The following is a 14,215-nucleotide window of genomic DNA, read 5'->3' on the forward strand; positions in this document are numbered from 1 at the left end:
TGATAAAAGACACAACGTCAGAAAATTAGGGCCTTATTGTAAGGCCATAATTAATCATTATACAAATATTCTCGCTTGTAACCGTTAACCATTCAGCGTTAACCGATTTCATCTCGATTATGAGCTCGGGTGTAATCGATTGCAGGACCGACCGGAACTACCTGGGTAGGGTTTATCATAGTATGACTAAAGTAATAATGTCGTTTTATGTGGTAAAAATCGACGGTCTCAGCAATACCAGGCCATTGATACAATTCACGAACATAAGCCGATAAATGTGGATAACTCTCTACTGTGCGTTTGTTGCATTTAAAATGACCTACATAAACCGCATCAAAACGAATTAAGGTTGTGAATAAACGCCAATCTGCTTCAGTGATGGTATTACTGACTAAATAACGATTTGTTGTTAGTCTTTGTTCAATTTCATCGAGTGCATCAAATAGTTTGGTGTATTCTTTTTCATACACCGCTTGTTGGGTCGCAAACCCACATTTATAAACGCCATTGTTTATGTTGTGATAAACAAAGTCATTAACCTCATCTATTTCCGCTTGTTTAGACGTTGGATATAAGTCTAGTGAATTGTTAGTTAGTTTATTGAATGCTGAGTTAAACATTCTGATAATTTCAGAAGACTCATTGCTCACTATTTGGTTTTGCTTTTTGTCCCAGAGGACGGGTACAGTGACTCGCCCTGAATAGTCGGCTTTATTGCGAGTATAAATCTCATGCATAAACTTCGAATCAAATAAGGCATCGCCTGTACTGTGATTCTGTTTATCGAACTCCCAGCCGTTTTCTAGCATGTCAGGACTTACAATTGATACATCTATATAGTCTTCTAACGATTTTAACTTTCTAACGATCAAAGTTCGGTGAGCCCAAGGACAGGCTAAAGAAACGTAAAGATGGTAGCGACCTTTTTCGGCTTTAAATCCTGCTTGTCCGTTAGGACCTGCAGAGCCATCTGGTGTGATCCAGTTTCTCAATTGAGCGTCTTCTCGCACAAACTTACCATCACTACTATCGGTGTCATACCATTTGTCTTTCCAAGTGCCGTCAACAAGTAATCCCATGATGCCCTCTGTTCATTTTTAGTTTATGTAAACAGTGTAGCAAAGGGGGATTGCTTGAATAATTAGTAAAATTGGCATATTCCTTTCGAATAAATGCAATTATTGATCAACAGGTTAAAATAAAAACGTTATATTTGTATATAATTCACTCAATTTTACAGCCTGTCAGCCGATATTAATGCTAGGCAACCATTAGGTATATTAAAATGATTAAATTCGACCCAACTCAATTACAAAATTGGCTGAGTAAACCCAGCAGTAAGGGCGAACTAAATTCTCAAAATGGCCAACAGCAAATTAAAAAATCACCGCCAGCGTCATTCGTGACCTTGTCTGGCGCAACTTCAAGCACGAGCTTTTCGTATTTTCATCAAACGGTGCAAAAACGTGTGCAGCAATCAATTTCAGTTCCGCATGACCCAAAACCTAATAAGTTAGAGCAAGCGGCTATTGAACAAAGAGACAAACGTGCCGAGGCATCATCTAGCGCAATACTTGGGTTTATTACAAATCGCTTAAAAATGGACAAAGCCGATGGTGCTACACCGGAGCAATTAAAAAGCCGGATAGAAGCAGGCCTTAAAGGTTTCGAACAAGGTTATGAAGAAGCCAGTGGTATTTTGTCTGACATGGGATTGTTAGAAGGCGATGTTGAAAGTGACATTTCTTTAACTGCACAAAAAGTTAAAGAAGGGTTGTTTGAACTTGCGAATGAGTACTTAGGTGAAAGTCAGAGTGTCATTGAAAAGCCAGTCAGTTTAAATGTACCGGATGACTCAGCAGAAGAGTCAGTTCCGCCGGCGCGTATAGGCGAAGCCTTATTTCAGTCTTTGCAGTCAAAAGAGTCTCGCTCCTTTGAGTTTGAACTTGAAACACGAGATGGCGACACGATTAAGATTAATGCCAGTGCCTTTTTAGGTGCGTCGGTTGAGTCTGGTAGTGGCCGTTTTTCTAGTCGGGGCCAAGGCGTTGGCAATTCATATAGTGGTAGTTATGCGTATTCTTACAGTGAAGTAGTCAGTCAGCAGCAGTTCTCGTTAAGTATTGATGGTGATTTAGACGAAGACGAACTAGAAGCAATTAATGCCTTATTAGAAAAAATTAATAGTTTGTCGGCGGACTTTTATGACGGTGACATGCAAGAAGCTATTAACAAGGCATTGGAGTTAGAATATGACTCGTCTGAGATCAGTGGTTTTGCACTGGATTTAAGTCAAAGTACAAGCGTTAAAGCTGTGGAGGCTTATCAGTCAGAGCAAGCTTCTCAGCGTCCCGGTGCTGCAGCTTTAAGACAGTTAGAACCATTAGGGAATTTTGCTGCTGACTTGAAAGGTGAATTTGCTAAGACTGAAGACTTGTTTGCTCACCCAAGAGATCTACTATCGGACTTATTCCAAAAAATGGACTTATTGAATAAGCCTGAAGAGCAAGACTACACAATAGGCTTTGCTTCTTTTTCAACTTCCATTATTGAACAGTGGTCAAGTCGTCTGGAGTTGCTTCGAGCACCTAGTAGTGAAGAGTGAGCTGACGTTAATTAATAAAATATCAGCTTAACTGACCTTTGTAGTTAAGGCTTTTTCATCGTTTTGATGCGATTGTTGGCTTTACTACAGAGGTCTGACTATAAGGCTAATTATTCGGCTGTTTTTTTAGAACCTGCAACGGCTTTATTGATTTGATTCATTTCTTGATTAGTAAGCTCACGCCACTGTCCAGGCTTTAGGCCTTTTAAGTCGACGTTCATAATGCGAGTGCGTTGTAGCTTAGTAACTTCAAATCCTAAATACTCACACATACGACGAATTTGACGATTTAACCCTTGGGTAAGAATGATAGAAAATTTCTTAGGTCCAAGTAATTTCACTCGGCATGGTTTTGTCACTGTTCCAAGTATTGGAATGCCTTTTTCCATACGACTTTTAAAGCGCTCATTTAAAGGCTTATCTACAACCACAACGTATTCTTTTTCGTGTGCATTCTCAGCGCGCAAAATCTTGTTAACAATATCACCGTCACTGGTCAAAAATATTAGACCATCTGAAGGTTTATCTAGGCGTCCAATAGGGAAAATTCGTTCAGGGTGATTGATAGCATCTATGATGTTGCCACGAACGTGACGCTCGGTAGTACACGTAATACCAATAGGCTTATTGTAGGCAATGTAAACACGGTCAGATTTATTTTCAGCACTGGCGTTAATCGTTTTACCATTAACTGTAACAATATCACCATCAAGTACTTTGGTACCGAGCTCAGGAAGTTTCCCGTTTATCTTAACGCGCTTTTGCTCAATAAGTTTATCCGCTTCGCGTCGTGAACAATATCCCGATTCGCTAATGAATTTATTGAGTCTTTTACCTTGTTGTTCAGTCACTGTAAGCCTATTTAAAGAGTATTAATTGGAGACTATCGATGGCGTATAAAACATAACTCTAAGTTAGTTTTGAATCTATTTTATGGACGAATTGTAGCACAAGTCTTATTTAACGGACTAGCGTTTGGCAACTGCAAATTATAGACACAAAAAAGCCTGCACAAGGCAGGCTTTTAATACTAAATTGAAATAGAGGCTAATTACTTAGCGTTTTTCTCTTCTTTAGCTTTTGCAATTACTTCGTCAGAAACACTGCTTGGACAAGGCATGTAGTTTTTGAACTCCATAGAGAACTGACCACGGCCTGAAGTCATTGTACGTAGTGAACCGATGTAACCAAACATTTCTGAAAGTGGTACGTCAGCTTTAATACGAACACCAGTAGCGCCTGCCTCTTGACCAGCGATCATGCCACGACGACGGCTAAGGTCACCGATAACATCACCAACGTGATCTTCAGGAGTGAACACGTCTACTAACATTACTGGTTCAAGTAGTTGTGCACCTGCTTTAGGAATTGATTGACGGAATGCGCCACGTGCTGCTAATTCGAATGCTACTGCAGATGAATCGACTGCGTGGAAACCACCATCGTAAAGTTCGATTTCAACGTCAAGAACAGGGAATCCAGCTAGAACACCAGTTTCCATCATACCAGCAAAACCTTTTTCGATTGCTGGGAAGAATTCTTTAGGTACGTTACCACCAACAACTGTTGATGTGAACGTGAAACCAGAACCAGGTTCGCCAGGCTTGATACGGTAATCGATTTTACCGAATTGACCAGAACCACCAGATTGTTTCTTGTGCGTGTATGAATCTTCAACTGCTTTCGTGATAGTTTCACGGTATGCAACTTGAGGCTCACCAACTTCTAATTCAACACCGTAAGTACGCTTCAAGATATCAACTTTGATGTCTAAGTGAAGTTCACCCATACCAGATAGGATTGTTTCACCTGAATCTTGGTCAGTTTCAACACGGAATGTTGGATCTTCAGCAACCATTTTACCAATCGCAATACCCATTTTCTCAGTTGAACCTTTATCTTTAGGCTTAACAGAGATTGAGATTACTGGCTCAGGGAATACCATTGCTTCTAGGATGATTGGGTCTTTAGGATCACATAAAGTGTGACCAGTTTGAACGTTACCTTTCATACCAACGATAGCGATGATGTCACCCGCTTGTGCTGAAGTAAGTTCTTTACGCTCATCTGCTTGCATCTCAACCATACGGCCAACACGCTCAGTTTTACCTGTAGCAGCGTTCATGATTGTGTCACCTTTGTTCAATGTACCAGAGTAGATACGTACGAACGTAAGTGCACCAAAACGGTCATCCATGATTTTGAATGCTAGTGCTTTGAATGTCTCGTCAGCAGAAACGATTGCGTGACGACCAGTCGGCTCACCTTCTTCATCTGTAAGAGGTTGAGGATCAACTTCTGTAGGAGACGGTAAGTAATCAACAACAGCGTCAAGAACTAACTGAACACCTTTGTTTTTGAATGCAGAACCACAGTAAGTAGGGAAGAAGTCCATTGTACGAGTACCTTTACGGATACAACGCTTGATGTCTTCAATTGAAGGCTCTTCACCTTCCATGTACGCTTCCATAAGATCATCGTCTTGCTCAACAGCAGTTTCGATAAGCATTTCACGATACTCTTCTGCTTTGTCAACCATATCAGCAGGGATGTCAGTGATCTCATAGTTTTCAGGAAGACCTGTGTCATCCCAAATGTATGCTTTACGTGATAATAGGTCAACAACACCACAGAACTCGTCTTCGATACCGATAGGAAGAACCATAACTAGAGGGTTAGCACCTAGTACGTCTTTAGTTTGCTTAACTACGCGGTAGAAATCAGCACCCATACGGTCTAATTTGTTTACGAAGATAATACGTGCAACTTCAGAGTCATTCGCATAACGCCAGTTAGTTTCTGATTGTGGCTCAACACCACCAGAACCACAGAATACACCAATACCACCGTCTAATACTTTAAGAGAACGGTAAACTTCAACTGTGAAGTCAACGTGTCCAGGAGTATCGATAACGTTAAAACGGTGATCATTCCAGAAACAGCTTACTGCCGCTGACTGGATAGTGATACCACGCTCAGCTTCCTGTTCCATGAAGTCAGTTGTTGACTCACCGTCGTGTACTTCACCAGTCTTGTGGATTTGACCAGTTAATTTCAAAATACGCTCAGTTGTAGTGGTTTTACCAGCATCTACGTGAGCGAAGATACCTATATTTCTATACTTCGATAAGTCAGCCATTGTCTTACTCTATCTTCTCAATAAGTTGGTTAAAAAAAGCCGCCGGATTCTATCATTAATTAACCAGAACAGCACACTTTTCGTAAAAATTTATTTATATTTGTGGATTTTTATTAAATTTTGTTAGTTGCATTGGCCCAAGTCCTTACTTAATCTGTATGGATAACAGTGTAGAATAACTTTTGGAAAATGATGAACGAAGAATCACAACAAACTAAAGATCAAAAACATAAAGAACGTCAGCAGCGTTTGAAAGAACAAGTTGATCAACGAGTTGAGTCTGCTCAGGTGGAAAAGGGCATTTTTCAAGTTATAACAGGAAATGGTAAAGGCAAATCTACATCAGGGTTTGGGGTTGTTACCCGTTGTGTTGGTTATGATAAAAAAGCGGCGGTGGCGCAATTTATTAAAGGAGAGTGGGAATGCGGTGAACGTAACCTACTAGAAAAGCTGGGTGTACCCTTTACTGTTATGAAAACCGGCTTCACTTGGGATACCCAAAATCGTGAAAGTGATACAAAAGCTGCATTGGAAACATGGCAAAAAGCCAAAGTATTTTTACAAGATGAATCAATTGATGTCGTGTTATTAGATGAATTGACTTATATGATTACATATCAGTACTTACCATTAGAAGAAGTATTAGAAACGATAGCTAATAGACCTAAAATGCAATCTGTTATCGTTACAGGACGAGCGGCCCATCGTGAGTTGGCTGAAGCGGCAGATACCGTCAGTGAAGTAAAAAATATTAAACATGCCTTTGATTCAGGAGTTAAGGCGTTACAAGGCTTTGACTACTGATATTGTTTAACACAGTTCTTTTTAAAAACCCTAGGTAATATCACCACGGCATTACAGCACGATTAAAATAACACCATATAATTCAAACAGAAAGCTACCAATTGGTGGCTTTTTTTATTTATCGCTTTGCATAAATTTTAACTGTTATTATACTGTATAAATAAACAGTAGGTGGTATTATGTTAGAACTAGATGAATATCAAAATAAAGGCTTACTTTGGTATGGTTGTAAAAATGATAATCATATTTGTAAAGTCTCCACACAATACGACGAGCTAGATAAAACTCTTAATGGTGGTTTTCCGGCAGAAGGGATCATTGAGCTAAAAACACCATTAGGCATTGGTGAACTTAGGCTTTTATTCCCATATTTGGTTAATAAACAAAAGGCTGAAAAACAAGAGTGTGTTTTTATCGCTCCACCTATTCAATTAAATGCGGAGTTCTTACTAGCGAATGGATTGGAACTAACATCAACATTAATACTTCCTGTTTATGACGAGAAAAAGGCACTTTGGGCTACCGAACAGGCTTTGAGTAGCGGTTGCTGTAGCACGGTTGTGTTATGGCAGGCACAATTATCTATAAAGCAAGTAAGGCGATTAATGTTGGCTTGTGAACGAGGTGGCGCAAGTCTCGTTTTGATAAGGTATACCCATCTTCAAAATCAAAAAGTTAATCACTATTCCAACACTTCAAAGACAGAGTTTTTATCATTGCCAAGTGCGCTTAGCTTGTCACTCTTTCCAGATCCGAGTGGCATAAAAGTAAAAGTAGATAAGCAAAAAGGAGGCACAGCGTCGAAAGCCTTTGTCGTTGATATGAATCAAAAGTGGGGTGAGTTAACGACGGTAGGTCAAATAAAATTAAGCAACGAAAGCAATAATGTTATTGCCTTCCCTAATATCGTTAATAACTAATTAGGTCATGATCTGTCATGCTTTGGCTCTACTTAAATTTCCACTCTTTGCAATTAGATAGTACAGAAGCTGACAATACACAGGCGGTAATCATCGTTGATAATATAAACATGCGTGTTGTTCAGCTAAATAATGTAGCACTAAACATGGGAATAAAAATAGATATGGGCCTAGCAATGGCTATATCGATGACAGCTAATATAAAAGTATTGGAGTATAAAAAAGAAATTGAAGAGGAACGTTTAAATGATATTGCTAACCGACTTTATAAGTATACCGCTGATATTTGCTTAGATTTACCTCATGGTATCTATATCAGAATAGATACTATGCTGAGATTATATGAAAACGTATATAAGTATTGGCAGGCTATTACCAATCAATTGTCTGTATTAAAGCTTTCATATTCATATAGCTCAGCCAGTAGCCCTTTGGTCGCTAAGTTATTAGCCCTTTCTAATCATAATACACTTTACGAAAAGCAAGATATGGCACAGAAGTACCTTTATGATTTGCCGGTCGGCTATCTCGATGTAACACATAAACAAAAAGAGCAATTTCGTAGAGTCGGTTTAAATAACATCGGTCAATTGCTCAATATACCCTTAAAAGCATTATCGAAAAGATTCGACTTGTCTGTATTTAAATATCTAGGGCAGCTGTCAGGGCAAATTAAGTACCCAATGGCTCTCTTTGTTCCAACAAGGCGTTACCAGAGAACACTCGAGTTATTATATGAAATATCAAATGCAGAAATACTTATTCATCCAATAAAAACCTTGTTACAAGAACTGGAGGAATACCTAAAAAATAGGAACTTAGTTACCCATCAGCTCATATTTAGTTTGTTATACCGATACGATGAGGGTTTAGACTTTACGATTGAAGCCGCTGGTGGTGAGTATAGAAAAGCACAATGGCTTAGTTTAATTAGGCTTCATTTGGAGTCTGTAAAATTAGCAGAGCCCGTGGTTACCATAAAAGTGAAATGCTCAGACTTACAGCCATTTGAGCACAGAATGAATGACATCTTTAGTGATAAACAAACAAAACTAGAGACGACTTCGCTGTTAAATCAGTTAGTTGCTAAACTCGGTAATACATCTGTCGGTCGACCTATCTATCAAGAAACTATCAATCCAGAACAAGTTAATGGCCTTACGTTCAAAGTACATCAACCAGCCACATCTCCACTAAACAAGGCTAGTAACCTTTTGTTGAGACCGAGTTATTTACAAGCTACACCGAAAGAGCTCGTTGAAGAGGTAACCTTAATCCACGGACCCGAACGTATTTTAACTAGGTGGTGGGCTGATAGACTTATATACCGTGATTACTTCATTGCTAAAAATAGCAAAGGTCAGTGGCTTTGGGTTTATCGCACTCCTTGTCAGGATTGGTTTGTTCATGGATGGTTTTCATGAACGATAAAGACGTCAGTCATAAGCTAGATTATGCTGAGCTAGTTTGTTTTTCCAATTTCTCTTTTTTAACAGGCGCATCAACACCAGAAGAGCATATTGAGCAAGCTGCAAGGCTCGGATACCAAGCATTAGCAATCACCGATGAGTGCTCTGTTGCGGGTGTGGTTAGAGCTTATTCTCATATCAAGCAAAGCCACTTAGATATAAAGTTAATAATAGGAAGTTATTTTAATTATCAGGGAAAAATATCACTTACCCTCATTTGTCCAAATCGTAAAGCCTATGCAGAATTATGCCGAGTGATTACCAATGCTAGGCGTCGATGTAATAAAGGAACATATGAGCTTAATGCATGGGACTTAAAGTCGGTTCGTGAGTGTTTGATCATTTGGCATGCAAGTGGCGAAATAGCAACAGATACTTTTAATGTGGCCTGGTTACTTAGACTTAACAAATCGATAAAGCAGCGTCTGTATATCGGTATTACTAGAAAACTTTTACAAAATGAACATCGCTACATTAATAACTGTGAGAAGTTAGCGTCGACCTATAATTTATCCGTCGTAGCATGTGGACAAGTGTTAATGCACGACATGAGTCGTCTTCCTATTCAGCATGTGTTGTCGGCTATTAAACGAGGAACACAAGTTGATAAGTTAGGTCGAGATGCAATTAGTAATGCCGAACAAACTTTAAGACCCCTATTCAAATTACAAAAATTATATAAAAAAGAATATATAGAAGCTTCTGTCCATATTGCGAGTCAGTGCAACTTTGATTTAGGAGAGCTGAGATATGAGTACCCATCTGAATTAATACCGGTTAATTTAACTCCAACTCAATATCTAAATAAAATTGTTAGAAAAGGAGCCAAATTTCGTTTTCCAAACGGCATACCTCAAAATATTCAAAATTTAATAGATAAAGAATTGTATTTAATTAAAGAGATGCAATATGAACATTTTTTTATAACCATTTATGACATAGTGCAATTTGCAAAAAGTCAGAGAATTCTATACCAAGGTCGTGGATCGGCCGCAAATTCAGTAGTTTGCTTCTGTTTAGAAATTACAGCTGTAGATCCCTCTCAGATTAATGTTCTATTTGAACGATTTATTTCCAAAGAGCGCAACGAACCGCCAGATATTGATGTTGATTTTGAACATCAACGTCGAGAAGAAATTTTTCAATATATATACTCAAAGTATGGGCGAAACCATGCTGCTATTGCCGCCACCGTTGTAACTTACAGAACAAAAAGTGCTATTAGGGACGTAGGAAAAGCGCTGGGTTTTGAAGAGCTACAGTTAGATTTTTTCATCAAAAATATTAATCGACGAGATCGCTCTGAGTCATGGTCATCACAGCTATCTGAGTTAGGCTTGGCGGTTGATTCTAAAAAAGGACGACTATTCGTTTCATTAGTTGAACAAATTAAAGGCTTTCCTAGGCACTTATCCCAACATGTTGGTGGCTTCATCATATCATCGGGTCCATTGCATGAGTTAGTTCCAGTTGAAAACGCTGCGATGGAAGGTCGAACGGTTATTCAATGGGACAAGGATGATTTAGAGAGTCTAGCCCTGCTTAAAGTAGATGTATTAGCCCTTGGGATGCTAACTGCTATTAGGAAGTCATTTGATTATATCAAAGAGTTGTATCAAAAAAACCTGAGTATTAACGATATTACAGCTGGTGGAGATGATAAAAATGTCTACAAGATGATTCAGGATGCTGACACCGTTGGTCTTTTTCAAATAGAGTCGAGAGCGCAGATGAGCATGCTACCTAGACTTAAGCCTAAAACTTATTATGACTTAGTAATTCAAATCGCCATTGTTCGACCCGGTCCAATTCAAGGAGGAATGGTGCACCCCTATTTACGCCGTCGGAATGGCGACGAACAGATTGAGTATCCATCAAAAGAAGTTGAGGAGGTATTATCTCGAACATTAGGAGTGCCTATTTTTCAAGAGCAAGTTATTAAACTTGCCATGGTAGCCGCAGGGTTTTCAGGAGGAGAAGCCGACCAATTACGCCGAGCAATGGGGAAGTGGAAAAAAGACGGCGAGTTAGAAAGGTTTAGGACCAAGCTTATAAATGGTATGGCAGACAGAGGTTACACCGAAGAATATGCGAATAGAATATTCCAGCAAATCTGTGGTTTCGGGGAATATGGATTTCCAGAATCACATTCCGCAAGTTTCGCTTTATTAGCCTACGTTTCTGCATGGTTAAAATATTACCATCCGAGTGTTTTTTATTGTGCGTTGCTAAATAGTTTACCAATGGGTTTTTATAGCCCTTCGCAGCTATTACAAGATGCTCAAAGGCATGGTGTAATTGTATTACCAATTTGTATTAACCACTCATGCTGGGATCATCAATTGGTACTGGATAATGATAAGCTTTTATTAAGACTTGGATATCGAATGATTAAAGGCTTATCTGAGGCTACGGCAAAGACAATTGTAAGTATTCGAAAAGATTATGCAGAAGGGTTCAAATCTCTTTCTCAACTTACAGATACGCAAATCACTAAGAGAGATTTACAGTTATTAGCAAGCGCCAATGCATTAAGCGTTATTAGTGGCGATCGCTATAACACTAGGTGGAAACTGATGAATCAAGAAAGTGACTTGCCACTATTTAAAGCTAACGAGAGTGCTTACAATGAAATCATTGAAAGTCCAAGTAAAGTAGCATCAATGCTAGAGGATTACGCCTCAACTAGTCTTAGTCTTGATGCTCACCCAGTGCAACTCTTAAGGAAAGCTGGGTTGTTAGGTCGGTATACGCCTGCAAGCGAATTACCTCACTGTCGAAACAAATCCATCGTAACAGTTGTGGGTTTAGTTACGGGAAGACAAAGCCCAGGAACAGCTGCGGGTATAACATTTATGACACTAGAAGACGATACTGGAAATACGAATGTTATTGTTTGGGCCGCAACCGCAAAAGCGCAGAAAAAATCATTTTTAACGTCTAAACTGGTAAAAGTAAAAGGCATACTAGAGCGTGAAGGAAATGTAATTCATGTTATTGCCGGGAAGCTCATCGATTTATCAAGTGAGATGAGTGACTTGCAGATTATTAGTAGGGACTTCCATTAAAATAAGAAGTTAAAACCTTTTGTGAACAATTAACGTATGTTTAAACGCGTATTACGTGTTTTCCCCTGTTTTATAAGTCTTAATGGTTGTATAGTTCAGCACATATAAATGAATAAGAGAGTACTATGAGTCAATATAATGCCCCACTAAATGATATGAACTTTTTGTTATTTAATACTTTTAAAGTTCAAGAGTTTTGGCAGAACACGCCTGAGCTAGCGGAATCGATTGATATTGAAACTGCCGGCGCAATTTTAGCTGAAAGCGCAAAAGTAACAGAAGAAGCAATTGCACCATTTAGTCGAGCTGCAGATGAAATTGGTGTGATCTTCTCAGAAGGAGCTGTTAAGACTCCTGATACATATAAAGAGTCATACAATGTCGTTGCAGAAGGTGGTTGGATCGGGTTAGCAGGTAATCCAGACTTCGGTGGTATGGGTATGCCAAAAACGATTACGGCAATGCATGAAGAAATGATGTGCTCTGCTGACTTGGCATTTGCACTATACCCTGGCTTAACTGCCGGCGCGTGTTTAGCGATTAATGCACATGCATCTGAAGAACTAAAAGAGCTATACCTACCGAATATGTATTCAGGTCAATGGACTGGTTCAATGTGTCTAACTGAAGCACATGCAGGAACAGATTTAGGATTAATAAAAACAAAAGCGATACCTCAAGATGACGGTAGTTACGAAATTACTGGTAGTAAAATATTTATATCTGGTGGTGAGCATGATTTAACTGAGAACATCATTCATCTAGTATTAGCGAAACTGCCTGATGCTCCAGCTGGATCTCGCGGTATATCATTATTCCTAGTACCAAAAATAAATGTTGATGCTCAAGGAAACCTAAGTGAGTCCAATGCCGTATCATGTGGCTCAATCGAACATAAAATGGGTATTCATACTAGTGCTACATGCGTTATTAATTTTGATGGGGCTAAAGGCTATCTAGTTGGTGAAGTAAACAAGGGTCTTGCGGCTATGTTTACGATGATGAATTACGAACGTTTACTTGTCGGCCTTCAAGGGTTAGGCGCAGCCGAGCGCTCTTATCAAAATGCAAAACTATATGCGTTAGATAGAGGGCAAGGTAAAGGCGTAGAAAGAATGACCGATAAAGAATGTGATCCAATTATTGTTCATCCTGATGTACGTCGAATGCTTTTAAACATGAGAGCAATGAATGAGGCAGCTAGAGCATTTGGAACTTATGTTTCAGTTCAATTAGATATATCTAAGTTTAGCAAAGACGAAGATGAAGCAAATGTGGCTAACGCTAAAGCACAATTGTTAACGCCGATTGCAAAAGCATTTGTTACAGATACGAGCCTTGAAGCTTGTATTGCGGGCCAGCAGGTTCTGGGTGGTCATGGTTATGTCAGAGAGTGGGGACAAGAGCAATTAGTTAGAGACTGTCGCATCACGCAGATATATGAAGGTACGAATGGTGTTCAAGCTTTAGACCTAATGGGCCGAAAAGTTGCAATGGATGGCGGTAAAACGTTAAATCTGTTGATAGATGAAATATTGGCGTTTAGTTTGGAAAACCAAAGCGTAAATGGCGAGATGATGAAACAACTTAATGACAGTGCAATTCTATTAAAAGAAGTAACCGCATCTGTCTTAGATGAAGCTTCTCGTGACAAAAACGCATTAGGGGCTGCTTCGGTGGATTTCTTACATTTATGCGGATATGTTTTTTACGGATATATGTGGGCAAAAATGGTAGTCGCCTCTAAGGAAGAGGGTGTTGAACAAACGCTCGCGACAAGTAAACAAAAAACAGCAACTTATTACTTTGCTCGATTGCTTCCAAAAATACACTCTTTGAAGCAACAAATAGAGTCGGGCGCAGAATTGTTATTTGAATTTACGGCGGACGAAATTTAATTGTGCACAATAATTAAGCACTTAGCGGTATGTCTTTATAGATAACCGCTTCAGCTTAAGTTATTAACAATAAAGTGTTGCATTTATACTCAATATCTTTATAATGCGCACTCTTAAATTTTCCGCGAGGATTGTTTAAGGCAAACCGAAATATGTAAAAATGCTCTTTTTATCGGTTTGAAAAGCTAACGATTTGTTAGCTGATGTACAGGGGCCCCAATTGTGGGTCCAATTAATAGATAAGAAAGCTTCGCTTATGTCCAGTAAAATGGAGGTAGTGCGATGTTTTTTTATGCTCTTTCTAAAATGCTC

General features: G+C 39.1%; 9 protein-coding genes. 6 read left to right on the plus strand and 3 right to left on the minus strand.

All coding sequences use genetic code 11. The features are described 5' to 3' along the window. Positions 1–98 precede the first annotated feature (98 nt). Positions 99–1,079: a glutathione S-transferase family protein gene (locus tag ACZ1GV_RS13865; RefSeq protein WP_472674685.1), complete on the minus strand. Its 981-nt coding sequence runs from the start codon at positions 1,077–1,079 to the stop codon at positions 99–101. Between the two features lie 206 nt (positions 1,080–1,285). Here ACZ1GV_RS13865 and ACZ1GV_RS13870 point away from each other — a divergent pair, with 206 nt between their 5' ends. Then, positions 1,286–2,605, plus strand: coding sequence for a DUF5610 domain-containing protein (locus ACZ1GV_RS13870; RefSeq protein ID WP_472674686.1), 1,320 nt, complete (start codon positions 1,286–1,288; stop codon positions 2,603–2,605). Between the two features lie 110 nt (positions 2,606–2,715). Here the strand turns inward: ACZ1GV_RS13870 and rluF are convergent, their stop codons facing one another. Next, positions 2,716–3,456 (minus strand): 23S rRNA pseudouridine(2604) synthase RluF, encoded by a 741-nt coding sequence (gene rluF / locus ACZ1GV_RS13875; protein WP_472674687.1) that lies wholly within the window; start codon positions 3,454–3,456, stop codon positions 2,716–2,718. A 200-nt stretch (positions 3,457–3,656) separates the two neighbouring features. Beyond that, positions 3,657–5,744 carry an elongation factor G gene (gene fusA / locus ACZ1GV_RS13880; protein WP_472674688.1) on the minus strand — a complete coding sequence of 696 codons (2,088 nt, stop codon included), beginning with the start codon at positions 5,742–5,744 and terminating at the stop codon, positions 3,657–3,659. Between the two features lie 192 nt (positions 5,745–5,936). Here fusA and cobO point away from each other — a divergent pair, with 192 nt between their 5' ends. The 5 genes from cobO to ACZ1GV_RS13905 all read left to right on the plus strand — a co-directional run bounded on the left by cobO (position 5,937) and on the right by ACZ1GV_RS13905 (position 13,903). Further along, a complete protein-coding gene (cobO, locus tag ACZ1GV_RS13885) occupies positions 5,937–6,548 on the plus strand; it encodes a cob(I)yrinic acid a,c-diamide adenosyltransferase (RefSeq protein WP_472674689.1) in 612 nt (203 codons plus the stop codon). A gap of 179 nt (positions 6,549–6,727) precedes the next feature. After that, positions 6,728–7,468, plus strand: coding sequence for a translesion DNA synthesis-associated protein ImuA (locus tag ACZ1GV_RS13890; protein WP_472674690.1), 741 nt, complete (start codon positions 6,728–6,730; stop codon positions 7,466–7,468). Positions 7,469–7,485: 17 nt separating this feature from the next. After that, entirely contained in the window at positions 7,486–8,892 is a 1,407-nt protein-coding gene (locus ACZ1GV_RS13895) for a Y-family DNA polymerase (protein ID WP_472674691.1), read from the plus strand. Continuing rightward, entirely contained in the window at positions 8,889–12,005 is a 3,117-nt protein-coding gene (locus tag ACZ1GV_RS13900) for an error-prone DNA polymerase (protein ID WP_472674692.1), read from the plus strand. The genes ACZ1GV_RS13895 and ACZ1GV_RS13900 overlap by 4 nt, the downstream gene beginning before the upstream one ends. A 125-nt stretch (positions 12,006–12,130) precedes the next feature. Continuing rightward, positions 12,131–13,903, plus strand: a complete 1,773-nt coding sequence (locus ACZ1GV_RS13905) for an acyl-CoA dehydrogenase C-terminal domain-containing protein (protein ID WP_472674693.1) — start codon at positions 12,131–12,133, stop codon at positions 13,901–13,903. Positions 13,904–14,215: the final 312 nt, after the last annotated feature.

Source organism: Psychrosphaera sp. HA2-10 (assembly GCF_055693745.1).